Annotated in this window: 17 protein-coding genes; 15 read left to right on the top strand and 2 right to left on the bottom strand. The window is 73.5% G+C overall.

What is annotated here, in order from left to right; genetic code table 11:
• Positions 1-4: 4 nt before the first annotated feature.
• A complete protein-coding gene (locus tag ACWGKI_RS01655) occupies positions 5-1,435 on the bottom strand; it encodes an FAD-binding oxidoreductase (protein WP_452184152.1) in 1,431 nt (476 codons plus the stop codon).
• A 31-nt stretch (positions 1,436-1,466) separates the two neighbouring features.
• Positions 1,467-2,255 carry a uracil-DNA glycosylase family protein gene (locus tag ACWGKI_RS01650; protein WP_380240974.1) on the bottom strand — a complete coding sequence of 263 codons (789 nt, stop codon included), beginning with the start codon at positions 2,253-2,255 and terminating at the stop codon, positions 1,467-1,469.
• Positions 2,256-2,435: 180 nt separating this feature from the next.
• On the opposite strand from ACWGKI_RS01650, the gene ACWGKI_RS01645 reads away from it, so the two are divergent.
• From ACWGKI_RS01645 to ACWGKI_RS01575, 15 genes are all read left to right on the top strand, one after another.
• Positions 2,436-3,968: an amidohydrolase family protein gene (locus ACWGKI_RS01645; RefSeq protein ID WP_380240976.1), complete on the top strand. Its 1,533-nt coding sequence runs from the start codon at positions 2,436-2,438 to the stop codon at positions 3,966-3,968.
• Positions 3,965-5,644 (top strand): S41 family peptidase, encoded by a 1,680-nt coding sequence (locus ACWGKI_RS01640; protein WP_452184149.1) that lies wholly within the window; start codon positions 3,965-3,967, stop codon positions 5,642-5,644. The genes ACWGKI_RS01645 and ACWGKI_RS01640 overlap by 4 nt, the downstream gene beginning before the upstream one ends.
• Before the next feature lie 80 nt (positions 5,645-5,724).
• Positions 5,725-6,396: an alpha/beta hydrolase gene (locus tag ACWGKI_RS01635; RefSeq protein ID WP_452184147.1), complete on the top strand. Its 672-nt coding sequence runs from the start codon at positions 5,725-5,727 to the stop codon at positions 6,394-6,396.
• 86 nt (positions 6,397-6,482) lie between these two features.
• Entirely contained in the window at positions 6,483-7,886 is a 1,404-nt protein-coding gene (locus ACWGKI_RS01630) for an ABC transporter substrate-binding protein (protein WP_380240983.1), read from the top strand.
• Positions 7,887-7,956: 70 nt separating this feature from the next.
• Positions 7,957-8,940, top strand: a complete 984-nt coding sequence (locus ACWGKI_RS01625; RefSeq protein ID WP_452184145.1) for a carbohydrate ABC transporter permease — start codon at positions 7,957-7,959, stop codon at positions 8,938-8,940.
• A gap of 5 nt (positions 8,941-8,945) precedes the next feature.
• Entirely contained in the window at positions 8,946-9,887 is a 942-nt protein-coding gene (locus ACWGKI_RS01620; protein ID WP_452184143.1) for a carbohydrate ABC transporter permease, read from the top strand.
• Between the two features lie 5 nt (positions 9,888-9,892).
• A complete protein-coding gene (locus ACWGKI_RS01615; protein ID WP_452184141.1) occupies positions 9,893-13,099 on the top strand; it encodes a sugar-binding protein in 3,207 nt (1,068 codons plus the stop codon).
• 115 nt (positions 13,100-13,214) lie between these two features.
• Positions 13,215-14,660 carry a Gfo/Idh/MocA family oxidoreductase gene (locus ACWGKI_RS01610; protein ID WP_452184139.1) on the top strand — a complete coding sequence of 482 codons (1,446 nt, stop codon included), beginning with the start codon at positions 13,215-13,217 and terminating at the stop codon, positions 14,658-14,660.
• Between the two features lie 9 nt (positions 14,661-14,669).
• A complete protein-coding gene (locus tag ACWGKI_RS01605; protein ID WP_452184137.1) occupies positions 14,670-15,665 on the top strand; it encodes a LacI family DNA-binding transcriptional regulator in 996 nt (331 codons plus the stop codon).
• Between the two features lie 102 nt (positions 15,666-15,767).
• Positions 15,768-17,420 carry an FAD-binding protein gene (locus ACWGKI_RS01600; protein WP_452184136.1) on the top strand — a complete coding sequence of 551 codons (1,653 nt, stop codon included), beginning with the start codon at positions 15,768-15,770 and terminating at the stop codon, positions 17,418-17,420.
• Positions 17,421-17,893: 473 nt separating this feature from the next.
• Positions 17,894-18,262: a roadblock/LC7 domain-containing protein gene (locus ACWGKI_RS01595; RefSeq protein ID WP_380240996.1), complete on the top strand. Its 369-nt coding sequence runs from the start codon at positions 17,894-17,896 to the stop codon at positions 18,260-18,262.
• Between the two features lie 253 nt (positions 18,263-18,515).
• Positions 18,516-19,667: a toll/interleukin-1 receptor domain-containing protein gene (locus ACWGKI_RS01590; RefSeq protein WP_452184133.1), complete on the top strand. Its 1,152-nt coding sequence runs from the start codon at positions 18,516-18,518 to the stop codon at positions 19,665-19,667.
• A gap of 3 nt (positions 19,668-19,670) precedes the next feature.
• A complete protein-coding gene (locus tag ACWGKI_RS01585; protein WP_452184132.1) occupies positions 19,671-21,257 on the top strand; it encodes a hypothetical protein in 1,587 nt (528 codons plus the stop codon).
• Positions 21,258-21,273: 16 nt separating this feature from the next.
• On the top strand, positions 21,274-22,128 hold the full coding sequence (locus ACWGKI_RS01580) for a DUF4231 domain-containing protein (protein ID WP_380241626.1): 855 nt from the start codon (positions 21,274-21,276) through the stop codon (positions 22,126-22,128).
• Positions 22,129-22,348: 220 nt separating this feature from the next.
• Positions 22,349-25,969 carry a TIM-barrel domain-containing protein gene (locus ACWGKI_RS01575; RefSeq protein ID WP_452184129.1) on the top strand — a complete coding sequence of 1,207 codons (3,621 nt, stop codon included), beginning with the start codon at positions 22,349-22,351 and terminating at the stop codon, positions 25,967-25,969.
• Positions 25,970-25,977 lie beyond the last annotated feature (8 nt).

Genomic DNA, 25,977 nt, shown 5'->3' with positions numbered 1-25,977 from the left:
CGGGTCATCCTTCGCTGGGCCGTCTTCCGCTGGGGAGTGGTGCGGCAGGGAACGCCTTGCCGGGGTTGAGCAGACCGCGCGGGTCGAGCGCGTCCTTGATCGCGCGGTGCATCGCCAGGGCGGTGGGGTCGAGCTCGGCCGCGGCCCCGGGGAGCTTGAGGAGACCCACGCCGTGCTCGCCCGTCACCGTGCCGCCGAGCGCGCGGCACTCGTCGACGATGCGGTCGAACGCGGCCTTGGCCCGGGCCTTCGCGTCCTCGTCGCCCTCGGGCGCGATGATCAGGGGGTGCAGGTTGCCGTCCCCGGCGTGGGCGATGTTGGCGATGACCACGTCGGCGCCTGCGGCGATCGCCTCGATGCGGGCGAGCATCGTCGGCACCGCGGAGCGAGGCACGCAGACGTCCTCCGTGAGCACGGGCCCGAGCCGCTCCAGCGCCGGGTAGGCGAGCCGGCGCGCCAGGAAGAGCCGGTCCACCTCGTCCGGGGCGAACGCGCGCTCCACGTGGGTGCCGCCCGCAGCCTCGAAGAGCCCGGCGACCTGCTGCGCCAACGCCTCGCCGGTGCCGCCGGGTTCGTCGACCTTCGCGAGCAGCAGCGCGGCCGCGCCCTCGGGCAGCGACCAGCCCTGCCAGTCGGCGACCGCACGCAGGCAGGTGCTGTCGATGAGCTCCAGCGCCGCGGGCACGATGCCGGCGGCGGACACGGCGGCGACCGCCTCCCCGGCGGCGGCGAGGGACGGGAACCAGCCCACGATCGCGCGGTCCTCCCTGCCGCCGAGAGGGCGGAGCTTGACCGTCACGTCGACGATGATCCCGAGCGTGCCCTCAGATCCCACCAGCAGACCGGTCAGGTCGTACCCGGTGACGCCCTTCGCGGTGGTGCGCCCGAGCCGGGCGACCGTGCCGTCGGCGAGGACGACCGTCATCCCGAGCACGTAGTCCCGCGTGACGCCGTACTTCACGCAGCACAGGCCGCCCGCGTTCGTGGCGACGTTGCCCCCGATCGTGCTGATCGCCTGGCTAGCGGGGTCCGGCGGGTACCAGAGCCCGTCGGCCGCCACGCGGCGGCGCAGGTCGTCGTTGAGCACGCCGGCCTCGACGACGGCGAACCGCTCCGCGGTGTCGATCCCGAGGATCCGGGTCATGCGCTCCAGGGACAGCACCACGGCGCCCGGCATCGCGTTCGCGCCGCCGGACAGCCCGGTGCCTGCGCCCCGCGGCACGACGGGAGCGGCGTGCTCGCCGGCGATGCGCACCGTGGCGACCACGTCCTCGACGCTCGTGGCGAGGACGACGGCGGCCGGGGTGGCGTAGTCCGCCCACTCGGCGTCGTCGTGGGCGTATGGACCGACGGCCGCCGCGTCGCACAGGACGGCGCCGTCGGGCAGGGCTGACTTCAGGGCCGCGGCCAGCGCGGACGTCTCGTGGTGGGTCATCTCGCCCGGATCGTATCCCTGTCCCTCCCGCTCAGGGCGACGGCACCTCGACGGTGATGTTGGCGCGCTCGGTGCCCGGAGGGTCGCCGAGGACGGCCCAGAAGTCGGTGCTGCGCATCCACGGCGGCAGCCCGGCCGGGAGGTCACGGCTCGGGATGCCGGGCAGCTCCTGCGGCGTGAAGTCGTCGCCGTAGGGGACCAGGGGCGTGACGACGTCGGGGGTCCGGACCTGGGCGTGCAGACGGCGGAGCGCGACGTTCCAGTTCTCCAGCAGGTCCTTGCGGGAGATCGGGCCGCCCGGCTTGTCGGCCGTCGGGTGCAGGGCCCGCTGGTGGGGCACGGAGACCCCCGCGCCCTCGGGCGAGTCCACGAACGTGCGCCACGCCTCGAAGGCGGGGGTGCCGAAGGTCACCACGGCCTCGATGCGCCCCGGCGCGAGCGCCGCGGCGAACCAGCGGTGGCGGTACGCCACGATCTCCGGGTCGTTCAGGTGCGGCAGCGCCATGGACTGGTTGAAGATCCCGTACAGGAACGCGTTCACCATGAGGTAGCCCGACGTGAACCCGAGCTTCTCGACGAACCCTTGGACCCGCCGGCCCGCCTGCCCGGACAGGATGCGGCGCGTGAACGCCTCCGTCTGGGCCGGGTCCTGTCCCACGACGAGGAGCCGGGCCGTCCCGTTCGCGCGGCCCCGGTAGAACACCGGCCCCCACAGCGAGCGGAAGCCGTCGGCGCCGCGGAACACGGTGTCGTCCGGGTAGGAGCGGCACAGGGTCCGGAACCGTCCGGTGGGTCCCGTGTCGAACGGGTCGGTGATCATGGCTGCTCCTCGTCCTTCGTCTCCGTGGAGGAGGGAGCGCCACGCCCCGCGACGCGGACGGCGGGCACCGGGTGAAGTCGGACCGTGCACCCGGTGAGGCGTCGCCGCGCGTGCCGACAATGAGGCAGCACCCCGGCCCGGGCACCCGCCTGCCGGGGTCGACCCGAACGGGGGACAGCCATGTCGCAGCTGGTGATCACCGGGAACGTCGCGCCCATGGCGCAGGGCGCGGCGCAGGCCCCGGCACCCGGGCGCGTCTGGATCGACGGCGACACGGTCGTCGAGGTGACCACCGGCCGCCGGCGGGTCGCCGGATTCTCCCGCGCCACCGAGGTCGACGTCGGCGACGCCTACGTGCTGCCGGGGTTCGTCGACATGCACAACCACCTCGCCTACAACGCGCTGCCCCTCTGGACCGAGCCGGGCCGCACGGAGCCGTGGCTGCACAACAAGCACTGGCCCGACGCCGACACCTACACCGAGTCCGTCACCGAGCCCGCCTGGGTGTACGCGAAGGCCTGTCCCGAGGCGCTGCTCGCGTACGTGCAGGTGCGGGCCATGGCCGGCGGAGCGGCGGCCGCGCAGGGCTGGCCCACCGCCAACCGGGGGTACCGCACGGTCATGCGCAACGTCGACGCGGAGGACGTCGGCACGGGCCGGGACGACCTCGTCTACACGTCCGTCGTCACCAAGACGGGCGAGGCGCTCACCACCGCCGTCCGGCGCATGATCGCGGGTTCGGGATTCATCTATCACTGCGCCGAGGGGCGTCGGGGTTCCCGCGTCCTGGCCGACTACACCGACCTCGACCGGGCCGACGGGCTGCTGCCCACCCTGCTGGCCGTCCACGCGTGCGCGGTCGACGCGGACCGGTGGGCCCGGTGGGCCCCCGCCGACGCCGGCGGCGTCGTCTGGTCCCCGACGTCCAACCTCCTGCTGTACGCCGAGACGACGCTCGTCGACGACGCGCGGGCCCGCGGCGTCACCGTCTGCCTGGGCAGCGACTGGGGGCCGTCCGGCACGAAGAACCTCCTCGGGGAGATGAAGGTCGCCCGCATCGCCGCCGACCATCTCGGCTACGCCGTGACCGACGCCCAGATCGTCGAGATGGTCACCAGCAACCCCGGCCTGCTCCTCGAGCGGTGCTGGCACCGCCCCGTGGGACGGCTGGTCCCGGGCGCGCTCGCCGACGTCACGGTCGTCCGCGGACGCGGTCGTGGCGACGCCTGGAGACGCGTCGTCGCGGCACGGGAGCGCGACGTCGCGCTCGTCGTCGTCGGCGGCGTCGCCCGCTACGGCGACTCGTCCCTCATGACCGCGGCGAGCGCACCGCCCAGCTTCACCGTCACGGTGGGCGGCCGACGGCGGCGGGTCGCCCTGCCTGACCCTGCCGACCCGCAGCGCGCCTGGTCCTGGACGGCCGTGCTCGACACGCTGCGCGCCGTCCAGGAGGACCCGCAGCAGGCGATCGCGAACGCCCAGGCCCGCGCGTCGGCAGGGCCTCGCTTCGCACCGGACGCCGAGCTCGAGCTGTTCCTCGACATGCCGGACACCCGGCGGACGGGGCGCGCGGGGCCGCCGAAGAACCCCGCCACGGTGACGATCCCGCCCGTGCCCACCCTGGAGCACGACGCGGCGTACTTCGACCTCCTCGAGGCCGCCCCGATCCCGGGCGGCGTCCTCGCGCCCCTGCGGGCGAGGTTCGGGCGATGACGCCGCCGAGCCGGGCGGCCGTCCGCGCCCGCGCCGGCAGCAGCCTCGACGACGTCGTGCCCTCCCGTGCGACGGCGGACCCGGCCGCCGCGGAGGGCCCGGAGCCCGTGGTGCTCACCGTGACGCAGCAGCACGACCTCGTGGACCTGTGGACCACCCTCGTCACCGACGTCTACGTGCACTACGGGCAGAAGCGCGCCCTGTACGGCTACGACGCCCTCCGGGCGCTCGCCGCCCTGCGCCGCGACATCCCCTTCGTCGACCCCGCAGGGTTCCTGCGGGCCCTCACCGCGGTCGTCAACCGGCTGCGCGACCAGCACACCCAGCTGTTCGTCGGTGCCCCGGGGGCGGACGCCTACGTCGCCGCGCTGCCCTTCCTCGTGGAGTCCTTCGGCCCGTACACGGCGCCGACGTTCGTGGTCACCAAGACCACGGACGAGGTGCCTGACCCGGCCTTCGCGCCCGGGGTGCGGCTCACCACCTGGAACGCGGTGCCCTTCACGCGTGCCGTCGACCTGTTCGCCGACACCCTGACGGGCGGTCGCCCGGACGCCCGCCGGGCCCGGGCGCTGGAGACGCTCACCCAGCGGCCGCTCGCGTACCTGCCCCCGCCCGACGAGCTCTGGGTCGACGTCGGCTACCGGCGCCCCGACGACCCGCCTGCCGAGGGTGACCGCACGGCGCGGTTCTGGTGGCGGGCGATCCGGCCGGAGTCCGCCGTCACCGCCGACGACCGGGTGGGGGCCCGGACGCGACGGGCGATCGACGTGGTCGGGGAGTCGGCGCGGCGCGCCCGCAAGCTGCTGTTCGCCACCGAGCTGTGGGAACGCGACCGGGAGGTCGTCCAGCCGCGCGCCAAGGGGTCGGGCTGGCTGCGCACCAGCATGGCGGACGCCGTCGCCGCGCGCTCCGTCACGACGTCGCGCGGTACCTTCGGCTACCTGCGGCTGTGGACCTTCGACGTGCGCCAGCCCGGCCGGTTCGCGGACGAGGTGGCGCGGCTGCTGCGCCGGCTGCCGGCGACCGGGCTGGTCATCGACCTGCGGTCCAACCCCGGCGGCGTCGTCGACGCGGCCGAGCGGCTCTTCCAGCTCTTCACCGACCGGCGCATCGAGCCGGCACGCTTCGCCTGCCGTGCGACTCCGGCCATGGCCGACATCGCCGAGGCGGACGGCAACGGGGCCGACCTCGCCGACTGGGCGGGCTCCCTGCGCGCCGCCCTCGACCTGGGGGAGGAGTTCTCGCAGCACCTGCCGCTCGCCGACCCGGAGCTGTGCAACGGCCTCCGGCGCGCCTACCGCGGACCGGTCGTGGCTGTCGTCGACGCCACCACGTACTCCTGCGGCGACCTGTTCGCGGCAGGCGTGGTGGACCACGGCATCGGGCGGGTCGTCGCCGTCGGCGCCGCCACCGGTGGGGGCGGCGCGAACGTCTGGGCGGGGGACGACGTCCAGTACGCGTACCACGCCGCCCGCCGACCGCTCCCGCCCCTGCCGCCCGGCATCGGCTTCGCCGTCGCGGTGCGCCGGATGGTCCGTTCCGGGACGTCGGCGGGGCTGGCGATCGAGGACGTCGGGGTGGCCGGGGAGGAGCGGTACGACATGACCGAGCGCGACGTCGTCGACGGGAACCACGACCTGCTCGAGCACTGCACCGCGCTGCTGGCCGACGGGTAGCTCGCAGCACCCGACTTGCCCGCCGGGGTACGCAGGTGTCACGCTGGCGCCCCGTACAAAACCGGTTTCAGGGATGGTCGATGAGACGGCACGCAGTGGTGCTCCCCGGGGGGAGCTATCGGACGCACGCACCGCACGAGGGGGAGCCGGTCGCGGCGTGGCTGCGGAGCCAGGGCCTCCCGGCCAGCGTCCTGCGCTACCCCGTCCGCAGCCCCCACCCGGCGGCGCACCTGTCGATCTCGGCGCGGGTCGCCGAGCTCCGGTCCCAGGGCGTCGACCGGGTGCTGCTCGTGGGCTTCTCCGCGGGCGGCCACGCGGCGGGCCTGGCGGCGCTGTCCCCGGCAGGCCCCTCCTCTCGCGTCGACGGGGCCGTGCTCGGGTACCCCGTCGTCTCCCTGCGCGAGCACGTGCATCGCGACTCGGCGCGCGTCCTGCTCGGGACCGACGACACCCCGGTCCGCCGGAAGGCGCTCTCGCTCGACGCTCTGACGACGCCCGCCGCGCCGCCGTTCTTCCTCTTCCACTCCTTCGACGACCCCAAGGTGCCGGCGGAGCACTCGCGCCTGCTGTCGGCGGCGCTGACCGCCTCGGGCGTGGCGCACGAGCTGCACCTGTACCCCGTGGGCGGGCACGGCTGCGGGCTCGACCCGCGGGTCGGCTGGACGCGGGCCTGCGAGGCATGGCTGGCCCGGGAGGGGTGGCTCGAGGGCGTCGGCGCCGTCGAGGACGCCCGCCGTGAGACCGGGGGTTGACAGCCCTCGCCCCCACGGGCAGTCTGTGTTCCGGAGTGAAACCGGTTTTATGAATCGGTCCGGGATGTCTACGAAGGAGTAGAGGGATGCCAGAGCGTCGTTGGAGCCGCGTCGGGGGGATGGTCTCGAGCGTCGCGCTCGCGGGCCTCGTGATGAGCGGGTGCTCGAGCGGGACGGAGCAGGACGCCGGGTCGCCGGCCGCGGCCGCCTGCGACCCGGACGCCGACGTCACGATCACCGTCGGGGAGCGGCCCACGTCCGACCAGGCTGCCACCCTGGAGGCCTGGGAGAACGCGATCGCGGCGTTCGAGAAGCTGCACCCGAACATCACGATCGAGGACGAGGAGACGAAGTACGACGTCTCGACCTTCTCCGCCCTCCTGGTCGGCGGGACGCTCCCGACCACCCTGCAGGTGCCCTTCACCGACATCCAGTCGCTCATCGAGCGGGGACAGGCCGCCGACATCACGGCGAACGTCGAGGACGACGACGTCCTGAGCCAGCTCAACCCCCAGCTCACCTCCGTCACGCAGGACGCCGACGGCCACACCTTCGGCGTGGTCCGTGCCGCGTACACCATGGGGCTCGTCTACGACCGGGCGCTCTTCACGAAGGCCGGCCTGGACCCCGACGCGCCCCCCGCGACGTGGGACGAGGTGCGGGAGGACGCGGCGACGATCGCGGAGAAGACCGGGCAGGCCGGGTTCATCATCCCGACGACGGGGAACGTGGGCGGCTGGCTCCTCACCTCGATGGCGTACTCGAACGGGGACGTCGCGGAGGAGGGCCAGGGCGACGCCACCAAGGTCACCCTCGACACCCCCGGGATGCGCGACAGCCTGCAGCTCCTGCACGACGTCCGGTGGGACCTCGACGCCGCGGGCGACGACTTCCTGCACGACAACAACACGATCCGCGACGACCTGGCCGCAGGCTCGGTCGGCCAGAGCCTCAACGGCGCGAACCTCTACAACAGCGTGGTCATCGCGCGGGGCATGCCCGCCGAGGACTTCGGCCTGGCACCGTTCCCGACCGGCGACGACCCGGTCGGCGTGCTGGGCGGCGGCAACATCCAGTGGTTCAACCCGAAGGCGACGCCCGACCAGGTCTGCGCGGCGCTCGAGTGGACGAAGTACTACTTCCTCGACCGCTACGTCGACGAGGAGTCCGCGGTCGCGTGGGCGAAGTCGCAGGTGGCGGACGACCTGCCCGTGGGGCTGCCGGAGGTGCCCGTCGTCTCCGCGGAGCAGTACGCGACCTACCTGAAGTGGATCGAGCCGTACGTCAACGTGCCGCGCGAGAACTACCAGGCCTACATCGACAGCCTGCCGGACGCGACGATCGTGCCGGAGCCCGCCGTCAAGGCGCAGGAGCTGTACGCGGCGCTCGACCCGGTGGTGCAGGCCGTCCTCACGCGGGAGGACGCCGACCCCGCCGAGCTGCTGCAGAAGGCTCAGACCCAGGTCCAGGACCTGGTCGACGCCGGCTGAGCCTCGTCCCGGGGTGCCGCGCGCGCCCCGGGACCGCTCCGCGACCGACACCACGAAGATGGAGAAGCCCGTGACCGTCACCGCTCCGCCCGCAGCCGACGCCTCGCCCGCGTCGCAGCGTGCCGCGACCGCGCCCCAGGTCGTGGCACGGCGCCGCGGGTCCCCGCTCGCCCCCCTCGCCCGGTGGGCGCGCGGGGGCGGCCCTGCCACGCTCCTCATGTTCGTGCCGCTGCTGCTGGCCTTCGGCTACTTCGCGTGGTGGCCGATCGTCCAGAGCCTCGTCCTCGCGTTCCAGCACACGGACCTCGTCACCGAGCCCAGCTGGGTCGGGCTGAGCAACTTCCGGCGCGTCCTGGCCGACCCGCTCCTGTGGACCGCCCTCGGGAACACGGCCTGGTTCGCGGCGCTCGCCCTGGTCATCGGCTTCCCGCTGCCGATCCTCATGGCGATGGTGATGGCGGAGCTGCGACGCAGCAGGCAGATCTCGAGCGTGCTGGCGTACCTGCCGGTGATCATCCCGCCCGTGGTGAGCGTGCTCCTGTGGAAGCAGTTCTACGACCCGTCCGGGACCGGGCTGTTCAACACGGTCCTCGGCTGGATGGGCGTGCCGCCGGTCGGCTGGCTGCAGGATCCTGGGCTCGCGATGCCGAGCATGGTCGTCCAGTCCACGTGGGCGACGGCGGGCACCGCCACGATCATCTACCTCGCGGCGCTCATGTCGATCCGCACCGAGCTGTACGACGCGGCCGAGGTCGACGGGGCGTCGATCCTCCAGCGCACGTGGCACGTCACCCTGCCGCAGCTGCGCAGCGTGATCCTGCTCATGCTCCTGCTGCAGATCATCGGCACGATGCAGGTCTTCACCGAGCCGTTCGTCATGACGGGAGGGGGGCCGGAGAACCGGACGGTCACGCTCCTGATGCTCGTCTACAACTACGCCTTCCTCTCGGGCGACTTCGGCAAGGCGACAGCCCTCAGCCTCCTGCTCGCCGTCGCCCTCAGCCTCGTCTCCGCGGTCTACCTGCGGCTCACCCGGAAGTGGAGCGAATCGTGACCAGCGTGACGACCAGAGTGACGACCCCCGTGCGCGCGACCGCGCGGCGCGCCCCGGCGGGCGCCGACCCCGACGAGCGGTCCAACATCTCCACGCTCGACCGGTCGCGCCGTTCCGTGCGCGTCACGACGCGCGTGCTCACCGGGGTGCTGATCGCCGCCCTGTGCGTGGTGGCGCTCGGGCCGCTGCTCTGGTTGTTCAAGTCCGCCCTGTCCACGAGCCAGGACATCCTGCGCGAGCCGTTCGCCTGGTGGCCGAGCGGCATCCAGTGGCACAACCTGGCCGACGCCTGGACGCAGGTCCACGTGGGGCAGTACCTGCTCAACACGGTGTGGATGGCGGCCGGCTGCTGGTTCTTCGGCCTCCTCGTGGCGCTGACCGGTGGCTACGGCATCGCCGTGCTGCGCCCCAGGTACGCGAAGGCCGTCAACGCCGCCGTGCTGGCGACCCTCTTCATCCCCGGGGTGGTCTCCCTCATCTCGCTGTACGTGACGGTGCTCGACGTCCCGCTGCTGGGGGTCAACCTCGTCAACACGTTCTGGGCGGTGTGGCTGCCGACCTCCGCGAGCGCCTTCAACGTGCTGCTCGTCGCGCGGTTCTTCGACCGGCTGCCGCGCGACGTCTTCGAGGCCGCCCGGATCGACGGCGCGGGCGTGTTCCGCGTGTTCTGGTCGATCGTGCTGCCCCTGTCGCGGCCGGTCGTCGGGGTGGTCTCCCTGCTGACGATCGTGGCCTCGTGGAAGGAGTTCCTCTGGCCGCTGCTCGTCCTGCCCTCGCCGGACCTGCAGCCGTTGTCCGTCGGCCTGTTCCGGGTGAGCGAGACGGCCCCCACCCATCTGCTGATGGCCGGGATGTTCATCTCGGTGCTCATCCCCGTGGTGCTGTTCGTCCTCTTCCAGCGCCAGTTCCTGCGGAGCGCCGGCCAGGCCGGCGCGGTCAAGGGGTGACGACGGTGCCGACGACGATGCCGACGACGACGCCCCCGACGACGCCCCTGACGACACGACGGCCGCGCCGGGCCGTCCCCGCTCTCCTCGCCGCGCTCGCGGTCCTCGCGGGCGTGCTCGTGACGCCCCCGGCGCCCGCCCGTGCCGACCTCGCCGCGTCCGACTCCTTCGAGGGGTGGACCACGACCGTCTCGGGCAGCCCTGACTTCGAGATCGCCGCGGACACCGCGCAGGCCCACGACGGAGCCGCCTCGGCGCGGGTCGACTTCACGACGCCGTACTCGGCCTCGTACGTCGACCTGCGGCAGAACGTCCGGGCGACGGGCGGCGTCACCTACGACATGAGCGCATGGGTGCGCACCGCGGACCTCTCCTCCGCCGGGGCGGCCTACGTCGTGCTCAGCAGCGACCACACCCAGCGCGTCGAGCTGCCCGCGGGGACGAACGGCTGGACGAAGCTGGAGTGGAGCTACACCCAGCCCACGGGCAGCATGACGTTCGTCCTGCGGTTCCTCGTGCGCGGCGCCGGCACGGTCTGGCTCGACGACGTGCGCATGGCCGCGGCGGGCGACGACGACAACCTGGTCGTCAACCCGTCGTTCGAGCAGCACGCGCCCCCGCCCGGCACGCTCGCCTTCGCCGACACCGCTCTCGTCTACCGGGCGGGCGACGCGCACGTCGGCGTCCGCACGGTGGCGCAGAGCGTGGACTGGGAGCTCCGGGCGGCGTCGGGGCAGCGCGTCGACACGGGGACGGTGACCGTCTCCGGCGGCTCGGCGTCGATCGACCTGTCCGGGCTGCCCGCGGGGTACTACGGCCTCACCCTCGAGATCGACGCCCCGGTCGCGCTCAGCCGCACCGGGTCCCTCGCGGTCGTCGAGGCGCCGGGGTCAGCGGCCTCGTCGGACCGACCGGTGGGCGTCGCGGTCCACGTGAACCGGTACTCGGTGGAGCAGGTCGACGCGCTCATGGCACCGCTGGGCGTCGGGACGATGCGCGAGGGGCCGTCGTGGGACACCGTCGAGACGGCGCCCGGCGTCTACGAGTTCCCCGCGCACTTCGACGCGCAGGTCGCGGCGGCGAAGGCCCGGGGCGAGCGGCCGCTGGTCATCCTCGCCTACTTCAGCAGGTGGTACGACGACGGCAAGACGCCGAGCACGCCCGAGGGGATCGCCGCGTACGCCCGGTACGCCGCGGCCGCCGCCGCGCACTACGGGCCAGGCGTCGACTACGAGGTCTACAACGAGTTCAACCACTCCTTCAACACGGGGGCGTGCGGCACGACCGCCGCGTGCTACCTGGACCTGCTCGCGCCCGCGGCCGACGCCATCCACGCCGCCGCGCCCGGCGCGCGCGTCGTCGGTCCCGTCACGGCGGGGGCGCGGTGGGACTTCATGGAGGACCTGTTCGCTCTCGGAGGCCTCGACTACCTCGACGCCGTCAGCTACCACACGTACGACTTCCCCGTCGCGCCCGAGGGCCGCACGGAGGCGGGCGTCGCGACCCTGCGCGCGCTCGTCGACGAGTACGCGCCTGGGCGGGACATCCCCATCTGGCTCAGCGAGCACGGCTGGACGACGACGACCGGCGGCACCACCGAGCAGCAGCAGGCGGCCTACGTCGTGCGCTCGGCGGCGCTCCTGGAGGCGGCGGGCGTCGAACGGGTCATCTACTACGAGCTCATCGACTCCGGCGCGAACCGTGCCGAGCCCGAGCACAACTTCGGGCTCACCCGGCTGCCGGCCGCCGGCGGCACGGCCCTGACCCCCAAGCCGGCCTACCCGGCGCTCGCGACCTTCACCCGGCTGACGGCGGGCCGCACGCTCACGGCCCTGCGGCGGCTGGACGGCGCGATCACCGCCGACTTCACCGACGCCACGGGCGGCGCCGTGCGGATGGTCTGGGCGACGGGGGCCCCGGTCACGGTGTCCGTAGGGACGGGGGCGTCGGCGCGGGTCGTCCGGGCCGACGGCCGGTCGTGGCGGGCGCGGCCGGACGGCCCGGTGGAGCTGACGGTCGGGGGAGACCCGGTCTACGTGTCCGGAGCCGTGGGGGCGACGACGATCGTGCCCGACGCCGCGGCCGAGGTCGGCACCCCCGACCAGGTCGCGCTCGGCCAGGGGGCCGACGTCCCCGTGGGCGTGGACCGCGCGGCGCTCGGGGTGACGGGCGACGTCAGCGTCGTCGGCCCGGTGGGCGCCGGGGTCGCTCTCTCCGGGACCGGTGACCAGGTGCAGGGCGTGCTCGCGCTGGACGCGATGCGCGAGCCGGGCGTGCACCCGGTGTCGTACACGGTGCGCAGCGGGGACGCGGTGGTCGCCTACGTCGACGACACCACGGACGTCGTGCAGAACCCGCTGCTCTCCCTCGGCCCGGCCGCCGGACGGCGGGGCGACGTCGGCCTCGCCCTCGACGTCGAGAACCTCCCTGGCGGGGACGCCACGACGGTCGGCGACATCACCTGGACCGTCGGGGACACGCAGGGCGTGCTGCCGGACGTCGCGGTGGACCCGGGGAGCACGTCGGCGTCGGTGCTCGACCCCGCGCCGCTCGAGCCGTGGCAGCCGTACCCGTTCACGCTCACGGCGACCGCGGGGGGAGAGGTGCGAAGGCTGTCCGGGACGACGGCACTGGCACCTGTCGCCAAGAACCCCCGCCGGGCGGCGGTGGTCGACTGGCGGGCCCGGGGCACCTACGTCCCGATCAGCGGTGCCACGCCCGACACCGACGACCTGGGCGGGACGTTCGCGCTCTCGTGGAGCGACCGCGGGCTCCGCCTCCGTGCCGCGGTGCGGGACGACGACCACCGCGTCTCCGCCGCGGTCGACCGGCTGTGGGAGGGCGACTCGATCCAGCTCGCCGTCGCGCGCGGGCTGCCGGGGGAGGACCCGGCGTCGCGGGTGGAGATCGGGGTCCACCCGGCGGTCGGGAGCGCGAGCGCCTACCGGTACACCGCCCCGGTCGGGGTCGTCGACGACGTCGCCGCGGACGTGGCGCGCGACGACGGCACCACGACCTACGACGTCCTCGTGCCCTGGGACGAGCTGGGGATCGACCCGCACGACGGGGTGTTCGCGTTCTCCGTCCTCGTCAACGACAACGACGGCGGCGCCCGGCAGGGCTTCCTCGAGTGGGGCAGCGGCATCGGGCCGAGCAAGGACTCGGCGCTGTTCGTCCCGGTCGTCCCCGTCCGGACCGTGCCCAGGCCGTGACCGTGCCCAGGTCGTGACCGTGCCCAGGTCGTGACCGTGCCCCTGCGCACCCCCCCGCTGACACACCGCATCACCGACAGGCCGGCCGACGCGCCGGGCCGAGAGGACCATCTCCATGACACGCACGACGACGACCCGCTCGACGACGGCCCGCAGCACGCGGTACGCGCTGATCGGCACGGGCGGGCGCGCCCAGCTCTACCTGACGGCGCTCGCCGGCCCCTACGCCGAGGTCGCCGAGATCGTGGCCTGGGGCGACACCAACCCGGGACGGTTGGAGTGGAACGAACGGCGCCTCGCGGAGGCGGGCCTCGCCGCCCCCGAACGGATCGACCTCGCCGCGCTCTCCGCGCACGTGGCACGGTCCCGCATCGACCGGGTGATCGTCACGGCGCCGGACCACGCGCACGCAGAGCTGGTGGTCGCCGCCCTCGACGGCGGTGCCGACGTCGTCGTCGAGAAGCCGCTGACGACGGACGCCGAGGGCGTGCGCCGCATCGCAGACGCCGTCGACCGCACGGGGCGGGACGTCGTCACGACGTTCAACTACCGGTACTCGCCCCGGAACGCCGCGCTGAAGCAGGTCGTCGCGGACGGCCGCATCGGCGAGGTCACCTCCGTGCACTTCGAGTGGCTCCTGGACACCTCCCACGGGGCCGACTACTTCCGCCGCTGGCACCGGCGCAAGGAGAGCTCGGGCGGACTCCTGGTCCACAAGTCCTCCCACCACTTCGACCTCGTCGGCTGGTGGCTCGCCGACGCCCCCGAGCGGGTGTACGCCAGCGGTGGGCTCCGCTTCTACGGCGAGGAGAACGCGGCCCGCCGCGGCCTCGGCGACCGGCCCGCCCGGGGCACCTACGACGGCGCGGACCGCGACCCGTTCGCGCTCGACCTGCGCGAGCACGACCTCCTGCGGGGCCTCTACCACGAGCAGGAGGAGCACGACGGCTACCTGCGGGACCAGGACGTGTTCGCGCCGGGGATCGACATCGAGGACAACCTGTCCGTCGTCGTCGACTACGCCCGGGGCGCCACCATGACGTACTCGCTCAACGCCCACTCTCCCTGGGAGGGCTACACGGTGGCGCTCAACGGGACGCGGGGGCGGGCGGAGCTCACCGTCGTCGAGCGCGGCGCCGTCCTGGCCGACGGCGGGAGTCGACCGGTCGACCCGACGGCCGCGGGGGACGCGGCAGCTGACGACGGCCCCCGACGGGTGGGAGAGCGGCTCGTGGTGCAGGAGCATTTCGCCAGCGCGCGGGAGATCGCCGTGCCGCAGGTCGCCGGCGGGCACGGCGGCGCGGACGACGCGCTGCTCCGCGACCTCTTCCTCGGCAGTGCGCACGACGACCTCGGCCGGGCGGCCACGTGGCTCGACGGCGTGCGTGCCCTCGCCGTGGGAGTGGCGGCCAACGAGTCCCTCGCCAGCGGGCAGCCGGTCGCCGTCCGTGACCTCGACCTCGGCGCGGCGCAGCCGGCGCTCGAGGTCGCCTCGACCGTCCGCGCCGCCCCTGTCGCCGCCCCCGCTACCGCCCCCGGCCGCGCGGCCCTCGCTGGATAGGATCGTCTGATGTCGACTCAACGTGCCGTGCGCCTGAGCGACGTCGCGGCGGTGGCGGGCGTGTCGAAGGCGACCGCGTCGAAGGCGCTCAACGACAGCCCGGTGGTGTCCCCGGCCACCAAGGCACGGGTGCGCGAGGCGGCCGAACGGCTCGACTTCCGCCCCAACGCCCTCGCCCTGTCGTTCGCGTCCGGGCGCAGCCGGACGGTCGGCCTGCTCACCCACCGCGCGACGGCGACGTTCTCCCGACCGGTCGTCATGGGCGCGATCCTCCGGCTGGGCAGCCGGGAACGCGCCGCGCTCGTCTTCGACGGTCGGATCGACGCCCACCGCGACATGACGGAGAGCGTCCGGACGCTCCAGGACCGCCGCATCGACGGGCTGCTCGTCGTCGGGTCCGGGTACGCCCGGGTCACGCCGTCGATCACCCACCACTTCGACGTGCCCGTCACGTACGCCTTCGCCGCGACCGACGACCCCGAGGACTTCGTGTTCCTCCCCGACAACGAGCGCGCCGGCTACCTCGCGGCCCGCCACCTCGTCGAGCGGGGCCGCACCCGGGTCGCGCACGTGACGGCGGACGCGGACGACCTCGCCGTGCGCCGGCGTGCGGCGGGGTTCCGGCGCGGGCTCGCGGAGGCGGGGATCGCCCCGCTGGTGACCCTGCACGGGAGCTGGCGGCGCGAGTGGGGCGAGCAGGCCGTCGGCCTCCTCGACGAGCAGCAGCCCCGCTACGACGCGATCTTCTGCGGCAACGACCACATCGGGTTCGGGGTGCTCGACGCCCTCGAGGCGCGGGGGCGCCGCGTGCCCGACGACGTCGCCGTCGTCGGCGTCGACAACTGGGAGGAGGTCGTCATCGACCAGAAGCTCCGGCGTCTGACCACGATCGACCTCGACCTCATGGGGGTGGGCCGGGTCGCGGCGGACAACGTCATCGAGCCGGAGGCGGACGGGGGAGAGCGGTTCGTGGAACCGCTCCTCGTGCACGGCCCCTCGACCTGACCCTCGTCGCGGCGGCGACGGACCCGTTGACGCCTTGCGCGGCGTGCTGGAGGATCGCAGGCACGCGAACCGGACAGTGGTGTCCGGATGAGAGGAGTCGTCATGCCTGGTCCGTCCGAGCAGCAGTTCGACCACACCTACGACGTCGTGGTGGTGGGCAGCGGGGCCGCGGGCTTCGCCACCGCCCTGGGAGCGGTGGACGCGGGGCTGAGCGTGCTGATCGTCGAGGGCACGGAGAAGTGGGGTGGCAGCTCGGCGATGTCCGGGGGCGGGCTGTGGCTGCCCGACAACCCGCTGATGGCCCGCGACGGTGCCGGCGACTCGCGAGAGGAGGCCCTGGCATACCTCGACGAGACCGTCGGCGACGTGGGCAGGTCGACCTCGCGAGAGCGCAAGGAGGCCTTCGTGGACGGGGTGGCCGACCTCGTCACGACGGCAGAGCGGCACGGGATGCGCTTCTCGCGGGGCAAGGACTACCCGGACTACTACCCCGAGCTCCCCGGCGGGAAGATCGGCCGGTCGATCGAGGTCGAGCCGCTGGACTCCAAGCCGCTCGGGGACTGGTGGCACACGCTGCGGTCGGCGATCGCGCTGCCCGCGAAGACCGACGACGTGTGGCTGCTGGGCCGTGCGTGGTCGACGCCGGCCGGCTTCGTGCGCGGCGCGCGGTTCGTGTTCCGCGCCCTGGGCGGGGTGGTGACCGGCAAGCGGCTCGTCGGGATCGGGAACGCGCTGATGACGTCGTTCGGCCGGGCCCTGCTGGTCGAGCGGGAGGTGCCCCTGTGGCTGTCCTCGCCCCTGGAGGACCTCGTCGTCGACGGGGGGAGGGTGGTGGGCGTCCGGGTGCGCCGGGAGGGCCGGGTCGTGACCGTCGGCGCCACGCGGGGCGTGATGCTGGCGGCAGGCGGCTTCGAGTCGAACCCCGACTGGCGGCAGAAGTACCACGGCATCGACGGCAACCCGTCGGGCAACCCGGGCAACGTCGGGCAGGTCATCGAGATCGCTCGTGAGGCCGGTGCGGCGCTCGAGCTCATGGACGACGCCTGGTGGGGCGCGTCGGTCGAGGCCCCGCCCGGCGGGTCGCCCGCCTTCATCGTGGGGGAGCGGTCGATGCCGTACTCGATCATGGTCGACGCGCGCGGAGAGCGGTTCGCGAACGAGTCCGAGTCGTACGTGGACCTCGGCCACCACATGCTCGCCCACGACAAGGACGGTCCGTACTGGCTCGTCCTGGACGCCCGCGCCCAGCGCCGCTACCTGCAGACCTTCGCGATGGACCCGCGGGCCGTCAAGGCGATGCGGCGGGCAGGCATCACGCACCGGGCGGGCACGATCGCCGAGCTGGCCGGGGCGATCGGCGCGGACCCGGCGACGCTGCAGCGCACCGTGCGGCGGTTCAACGGCTTCGCGCGCACGGGGGTCGACGGCGACTTCGGCCGCGGGAACTCCGCGTACGACCGGTACTACAGCGACCCGCTCGTGCGCCCCAACCCGAACCTCGGTCCGCTCGAGAAGGGTCCGTTCGTGGCGTACCGCGTCGTGATCGGCGACCTGGGCACCAAGGGCGGGGTCGTCACCGACGCCGACGGACGCGCGCTGCGGGAGGACGGCAGCGTCATCGACGGCCTGTACGCGGCGGGCAACACCTCCGCGTCCGTCATGGGGCGGACCTACCCCGGCCCGGGGTCGACCATCGGACCCGCCACCGTCTTCGGCCTGCGTGCGGCGCGGCGGATGGCACGCGCGGACGGCTGACCCTCCGGCGAGCGCGGTCGTACCGCGGCCGGGCGCAAGGATCTGAATCGTAGGACGGAAATTGCTGAGGAAATGTCGAGACGGCTGATATGCCATTCTTCAATTCAGATAGCACTATGTCGATGGAATGGCAGAAGGGCGCATTGACGGGGCGCTCCGTGAGGTAATGTCGCCATCGGACCGGTGCCCGCTGGTCGTCAATAGCGTTTCACTTCTGGGGAATGTTCCACGTGCCGTTTCTTCGCAAGAGGTCGAGGACCTCTCAGGCCGCCCACGCGGCCCCGGCCTCGCCCGACACCTCGGAGTTCGACCTGCGGATCCTGCTCGGCCTGGACCCGTCCGAACGACGCTCCCCGGCCGCGGAAGGCGGCGTTGACGACGGGTCGGTCCATGCCACCGATGACCACGGTCCTGCCCCGGCACCCGAGGGTGCGGGGCGGGCCGACATCGACCATCGACCGAGAGGACCGCTCATGGCCAGCATCGACGACGCGCTCACCGAACTCATCTCGCACCCGGGCGTCGTCGGCGCAGTGTTCGTCGACGCCGAGAGCGGGATGTCGTTGGGGACGAGGAGCGCCGGCGCGATCGACATCGAACAGGTCGCCGCCGTGAACTCCCAGGCCGTCCGCTCGAGCCTGCAGTCGATGCGGGCGCTGGGTATCGCCGACGACCTCGACGACCTGCTCATCACCTTCACCGGGCAGTACCACGTCGCCCGCGTCATCCCGCTCGACGGGAACCAGGCGATCATCGCCTACGTCGTCCTCGACCGGTCGCGCGGGAACCTCGCGCTCGGCCGGCTCAAGGTCGCCGAGGTCGCGCGGCAGATCGTCATCTGACGCGTCGACCAGGACGGAGGGCCAGGACGGAGGGACAGGACGGAGGGACTCATGGCGACGCCGTGAGCCCCTCCGTCCTCGGCGCAACGGGCGGGTGAACTTGTCGCGAACTGCTGCGACCCCGGCGCCCCGGTCGGAGATGGGGCGTACGCGGCCCCGCGGGTCGCGTGCGCGTCGGGTATCAGGGCCCGCCGCGGTCGTTCCCTTCGAGGTGACGCGGTCTCCGCCGCGGCCGACCTTGAGCAGGTGCGCCATGCCGAACCCCCACGTGTTCATCAGCTACTCCAGCCCCGACCGGCCTCCGGTCGAGATCATGGCCAAGTCGCTGCGCAACGTGGACGTCGACGCCTGGATCGACCGGGAGCTGCACGGCGGCGGGACCTGGTGGGGGCAGATCCTCGACCAGATCGAGCAGACGGACGTGCTCGTCTACGCGCTCTCCCAGCACTCGCGCCGGTCGAAGGCGTGCCAGGCCGAACGCGCCTACGCCCGCGCGCTCCGCAAGCCGGTCCTCGTCGTCCGCATCGACGACATCGACCTGGCACGCACCCAGGAGTCGCTCGAGCAGATCATCGACTACGACCCGACGTCGGTCGACTCGTTCATCACCCTCATGAACGAGGTCAAGAGACTGGGCGCGATGCCGCCCGTCCCGGTCGACCCGACGCCGGAACGCCCACCGGTGCCGGGCGCGTACATCCACGACTTCGTCGTCCAGCTGGACGCCGACGAGCTGACGTGGAGGCAGCAGTCGCGCCTGCTCGAGGACATCAAGCTCAGCCTCAAGATGGAGGACGACCCGCGTACCCGCGACGACCTGGTGGACCTGCTCCACCGCCTGAGCAGCCGTCCGGACGTGGTGAAGGACGTGGACGCGGCCATCGTCGCGTTCCTGGCGCAGGCTGCGCCTGCACCCGCCTCCGTCCCGGCGCCCGCCACCCACGCACCGACGCCCGCGCCTGCGCCCGCAGCGACGGTGTCGAGGCCGGCCTCGTCGTCCGGGCCGACGTCTGCGCCGTCGACGCCGTCACGGGTGCCGCCGCAGTCTGCCCCGTCGTCGCCGCACCGAGCCGCGGCGCCGCGCCCCCGGGCCGGTGCGGCGGCGCAGGGGCCTGCCACCGCACCGCCGGCCGCGCCCGCACCGACCGTGGCCCCGTCGGACCGCGCAGTCCTGTCGACGGTGGCGTTCGTGCTCGCGGGCGCCGGGCTGTTCAGCCTCGGGCTCGTCGCATGGGCCGGCGTGATCGTGGCCGGCGTCGGGCTGAGCAGGAAGGAGCGGCGGGCGAAGGCGGCGTTCTGGACCTGCCTCGCCGTGGCGGTCCTCGGGCTGGTGCTCCTCGTCGTCGTCCTGGCCACGGACACCTCCGGCGGCGGGGGCGACGTTCCCGTGCCGTCCGGTCTCTGAGCCATGGCGTCACGGCCCGCGGTGCATGTCCCGGTCCGGGTCTGGATCGGCGCCACCGGGCACCGCGACGTCACCGAGACCGACGCCTTCGTCGCGGCCGTGTCCCAGGTGATCGCCGAGACACGGGCAGCGGTCCAGGCGACGGGGATCGACGAGGTCCTGTTCGGTGTCGTGTCGGCGCTCGCCGAGGGCTCCGACCGCATCATCGCCCGTACGGTGCTCGCGGAGCCTGGCGCGGTGCTCGAGGCCGCGCTGCCCCTGCCGGCCGACGACTACGAGCGCGACTTCGACGACGCCGCGTCCCGGGCGGAGTTCCGTGAGCTGCTCGGCCGCGCCGCCTCCGTGCGGACGGAACCGGCGTCGGCAGACCGCGAGTCGGCGTACATGCTGGCCGGCTACCGCGTGGTCGAGCGGTGCGACGTGCTCGTGGCGGTCTGGGACGGGGCGCCCGCCCACGGCCTGGGAGGTACCGCCGACGTGGTGGCTGCGGCGCGCCGTGCCGCGCCGTCCCCCGTGATCTGGCGCATCGAGCCGGGGACCTGGCGCCTGGAGCGCGACACCGGGAGCCTGGACGTCACGGCCTACGTCCAGCTCGCCCGGTTCGTCGGTGAGTCCACCCCGGGTGCTGACGGCGCTGACGGCGCGGACGGCCTCGCCGGGACCATGCGCCGGGCGGCCCAGGCGGCCGCCGTCCCGGACGGGGTGCTCGACCCCTGGCTGTGCTGGATCTCGCCGGCCTTCGACCGCGCCGACGCCCTGGCCGTCCGGTACCAGCGGCTGTACAACCTCTCCACCAGCGGCCTGTTCGTGGGGTCTGCGCTCGCCGTCGCGCTGGGGGCGCTGCAGGTCGTCGTCCTGCACGACCAGGTCTGGCTCGTCGCCGGCGAGCTCGTCCTGCTGGTCGGCCTGCTCGCCCTGGTGGTCGTGGCGCGGCGGGGCGAGCTCCATGCGAGGTGGCTCTCCTACCGTGCCCTGGCGGAGGTGTGCCGCAGCTCCTTCTTCCTCGCCCTGGTCGAGGACGGGTCCCGGGGCCGGACCGGCGCGTCGGTCGGTCACCGGACCGGGCGCTGGGTCCCTCGCGCCGCGGAGGAGCTCTGGCTGGCACGGCCTCGCGGCGACGTCCCCGTGCGCGCCGGGCAGCTGCGCGAGCTGCTGGTCCGCGGCTGGGTCGAGGACCAGGCCAGGTACCAGGTCTCGCGCGGCCGCCGGCTGGGTCGGCAGGAGCGGGCCGTGCTGGGTGCGGTGTACGGCCTGTTCGCCGTGACCCTCGCGGCGGTGGCGACCCACCTGGTGACGGACCTTCGTGACGCCGGGGGACACCTCGCGGGCCTGTTCGCCCTGGTGGCGATCGTGCTGCCCGCCGTCGGGGCTGCGCTCGGCGCGCTGCGCGCGCAACGCAACCTGCAGCAGAACGCGGCCCGCGCCCTGCACAGCGGCGAGGTCCTCGCGACGCTCGGCGAGCGGTTGTCGGTGGCGACGCGTCCCGAGGAGCTGAGCAGGCTCGGCCGGCAGGTGGCCGAGCACCTCGCCCAGGAGAACCTCGACTGGTACGGCGGGATGCTCTACCGCGACGTCGAGCTCCACGTGTGACCGCCGGGGGGCCAGGATGCCGATCGAGCTGCTCTGGGAGCAGTACCTGTGCTGGTCGGCGGCAGCGGAGCGGCTGCACTCCGGGCTGCAACGTGCGCGGATCGCCAACCTGAGCCTCATCGTCCTCGGGTCGGTCACCGCCGTCACGGTCGCCACGGGCGGCCTCACCGTCGGAGCAGCCCGAGCGGTCGGCGGGCTGAGCGCGGTCGCCCTCGCCACGGCAGCGTTCGTCCAGGCGCAGTTCCTGACGAACGCCAGGGTGCGCGAGCGGCTGAACGCACGGGCGGCCGCCGAGTCGCTCAAGAGCCTGGCCTACATGTACCTCGCGGGCGCCCCGCCCTTCGCCGAGGCGAACCGGGACAAGGAGCTCGCGCGCAAGGTCCGTGCGGTCGAGGACCGCACGGACGCCGACCTGTTCCTGCCCGCCCCTGCGCGAACCGACGACCCCCGCCTGCCCGAGATCTCCTCCCTCGCGGACTACGCGGAGGACCGGGCGCGCGGGCAGCAGGACTGGCACGCGCGACGCGCCGCCGAGCACCACGCCGTCGGTCGGCGCTGGCGCCGGGTCCAGCTCGCCGACACGCTCGCCGCGGGGGTCCTCGCGGCGCTCGGAGGTGCGGTCGACGGGCTGCAGGTGTCGGCGTGGGTCGGTGCGCTGGCCACCGTCGCGGCGGCCGTCGCGGCGCACGTCGCGGGGGAGCAGCACGAGCGGATCGCCGGCTCGTACGCACGCACCGCCAGGAGCCTCGAGATCCTGCTCGCAGGCTTCGACCCGGCGCAGCCGCCGTCTCGACGAGGCGGCTTCGTGTCGAAGGTCGAGGGGGTCATCGCCAAGCAGACCGAGGCCTGGACCGAGCTCCTGGAGGCGTAGGCGCGGCAGCCGGTCGACGCGACATGACGTTCCCCTTGCTTGTTCGCGCGCATCACTGCGAGAATCCGAGCAACTTCGATCACTGCGCCCTCGACGGAGAGGGCGGAGCGTGACCGTCGAAGTGCCTGGATCACGGGAGACCGACATGTCGACGAAGACAGGTTCACGGATCAGCAGCACGACAGGGACACGGCCGGGACGACGGCGAAGGCGCGGCGCGGTGGCCGCGTTCACGGCGCTCGTGCTCGTCCCGGGGCTGGCGCTCGCGGTGCCGGCGACGGCCTCGGCCACGGCCGGGACTGCGCCCACCGAGGCCGCCCCGGCCGTGGCGGGGACGTCGCTCGCGGACGTCACCGCCCTCGAGCGCGACGGCGACACGTACACGTTCGCCGCCGGCACCACCGCCGGGGGAGAAGCCCGGCTCCGGGTGTCCTTCCTCGACCCGGGCGCGCTGCGGGTGTGGCTCGCGCCGGACGGGAAGTTCACCGACCCGGCGAACGACACCCCGAGCGACCCCGCCGCCCCGGCCGCGAAGATCGTCGTCGGGCAGCTCGACGGCGACGCCGCCACCACCGTGACGGAGGACGACGCGGCGTACCGGATCACGACGACGCAGGCCACGCTCACCGTCACGAAGTCGCCCCTGACGCTGGCGCTCGCCGACGCCGACGGCCGGCGCCTGTGGGCCGAGACCGCGCCGCTTGCGTGGGGGCCGTCGGGCACGACGCAGTCCCTGACGCGCGGGGCGACCGAGCAGTTCTTCGGCGGTGGCATGCAGAACGGACGGTTCTCGCACCGCGACGAGACGATCACGATCTCCCGCGACTACGACTGGGACGACGGCGGCAACCCGAACGCGTCCCCGTTCTACCTGTCCAGCAACGGCTACGGGGTGCTGCGCAACACGTTCGCGCCCGGCAGCTACGCCTTCGGGGACCCCGTCGCGACGCAGCACGCCGAGCAGCGGTTCGACGCCTACTACTTCGTCGGAGACACCCGCAAGGTGCTCGACGACCTCACCACCCTGACCGGACGCCCCGCCATGCTGCCCATGTACGCGATGGAGCTCGGCGACGCCGACTGCTACCTGCACAACGCCAACCGCGGCGAGCGCGAGACGCTGCGCGACTCCACCGCGATCGCGGAGGGCTACACGGACCACGACATGCCCCTGGGCTGGATGCTCGTCAACGACGGCTACGGCTGCGGGTACGAGGACCTGTCCGAGACCCACGACATGCTCACCGAGCACGGCTCCGAGCTGGGGCTGTGGACGCAGGCCGACCTGACCGAGCAGCCGGCCGAGGTGGCCAGCGGCGTCCGGGTCCGCAAGACCGACGTCGCCTGGGTGGGCCCCGGCTACCGCTTCGCGCTGTCTGCCTGCGAGAAGGCGAGCGCCGGCATCGAGGACAGCTCGGCCGACCGCGCCACCGTGGTGACCATCGAGGGCTGGGCCGGCACGCAGCGGTGCGGTGCGATGTGGAGCGGCGACCAGTCGGGCAGCTGGGACTACATCCGCTGGCAGATCCCGACCTACGCGGGCTCGACCATGTCCGGTCAGGCGGCCACGACGGGCGACGTCGACGGCATCTTCGGCGGCAGCGCGCAGACCTACACGCGCGACCTGCAGTGGAAGATGTTCCTGCCGATGACGTACGCGATGAGCGGCTGGGCGGCGAGCGACAAGCAGCCCTACCGGTACGGCGAGCCGTACACGTCGATCAACCGCTCGTACCTGCAGCTCCACGAGCGGTTGCTGCCCTACCTGTACACGTACCAGGCGGACGCCCATGCGACCGGCCTCGGCTCGACACGCCCGCTGTACGTGAACTACCCGGACGACCCCAAGACGTGGGGCGACGACGTGAAGTACGAGTTCCTCGCCGGGGACGACTTCCTGGTCGCGCCCGTGTACGAGGACAGCACGGTGCGCGACGGCATCTACCTGCCGGAGGGCACCTGGACCGACTACTGGACCGGGCGGACGTACACCGGCCCGACCACGATCGACGGGTACTCCGCCCCGCTCGACCGGCTGCCGCTGTTCGTCCGCGGCGGCGCGATCGTGCCGATGTTCCCCGAGGGGACCACCGACTGGCAGGCGGGCAAGCAGGCGGCGCGGCTGGACGTGGACGTGTACCCGCAGGGGTCGTCCAAGTTCACCCTCTACGAGGACGACGGCCGGACGCAGGAGTACGCCGCGGGCGCGCACGCCTCGCAGCGGCTCGCGGTGTCCGCCCCGCAGGCCGGGAAGGGCCCGATCGACGTCGCCGTGGGCGCGCTGACCGGGGACTACACCGGCAAGCCCACCGCACGCAGCTACCGGTTCACCCTGCACACCGACACCGCTCCCGCGACCGTGCGGGTCGGCGGCGAGCGGCTGTCCGCGGCCGCGACGGTCGACGACCTGGACCGCGGCCCCGGGTACGTCTTCGACCCGGCGAGCGGCGTCCTGACGGTCCAGACGGCGCGGGTCGACACCGACAGGGCCTTCGACGTCCGGGTGACGGGGTCGTCGGCCGTCGGCGGGCAGCACCCGCAGGAGCGGGCGGTCGACGCCGTCGTCACCGCGCCGTCGTTGTCGTTGGCCGGCACGGCGGGACAGGCGACGCTGGCCGTCACCAACCACACCGGCACGCCGGTCGACGTCACCGGGGCGGCCCTGAGCGCACCTGAGGGGTGGACCGTGGCGGCGACGTCGCCGACCACCGCCAAGGCCCTCAAGGACGGGGCGACCTTCACCGCGACGTTCGACGTCACGCCGCCGCCGACGGCGTCGCCCGGCCAGACGACGATCAGCGGCACCGTCGACTACCGCGTGCGGGCCACGCCCCGTCAGGTGGCGGCGCGGGCGCAGACGACCGTCGCCTACGCCGACCTCGCCGCGGCGTTCGACAACGTCGCCGTGACGACGCTGGCAGAACCGGAGAAGGGCGACATCGACGGCGGGGGAAGCAGCTTCATTGCGGAGCGGCTCGCCGCCCAGGGGGTGACCCCGGGCGCGACGGTGAGCGCGAACGGCTTCGACTTCACGTTCCCGTCCCCCCCTCCGGGCACGCCCGACAACGTCGGCAGCGCCGGGCAGACGGTCCCCGTCTCCGGCGAGGGCAACGTCATCGGGGTCCTCGGGACGGGTACCAGCGGGTCGGCGACCGGCGGAGTCACCGTGCACTATGCCGACGGCAGCACCGCCGCGAGCACGCTGGGCATGCCGAACTGGTGCTGCCTGGCGACGAACTCCTACGGGGCGAAGATCGCCGTCGTCACCCTCGGCAAGAACACCCCGTCCGGGGCGGCCTACCCGACCACGCAGTACCGCCTGTACACGAACACCATCCCCGTCGACCCGGACAAGCGGGTCGTGGCGGTGACGCTGCCGTCGAACGCGGCGGTGCACGTGTTCGCGCTCGCGACGGGCACCCAGGTGGTGGTGCCGCCGCCGGTCGCGGACGGCCAGTACTCGCTCACCCTGGCGAGCGGGCAGCGGCTGACGGCGCCCGGCAACGAGTCCACCCAGCTCACGGTCGCGCCGGAGTCGAGCTCGCCGAGCCAGAAGTGGATCCTCACCCGGCTCGGCGGCACGGACTACACGATCCGGAACGCGGGCAGCGGCCAGTGCGTCGACGTGTTCTCCAGCTCCCGGGCAGAGGGGGCGCTGGTCGGGCAGTACGGCTGCGGCGGCACCGACAACCAGGTCTGGCAGGTCACCGTCCAGGACGGGAGGCTCGAGCTCCGCAACAAGAACTCCGGCCTCTCGCTGACGGCCGACCCGGGCGGCGCGGTGGTGCAGCGCACCGACACCGCGGCGGCGAGCCAGCGGTGGGCGGCCGCGGCGGGCTGACGCGCGCA

The organism is Isoptericola sp. NPDC055881 (assembly GCF_053615895.1).
This window is presented reverse-complemented; position numbering and strand designations above follow the sequence as displayed.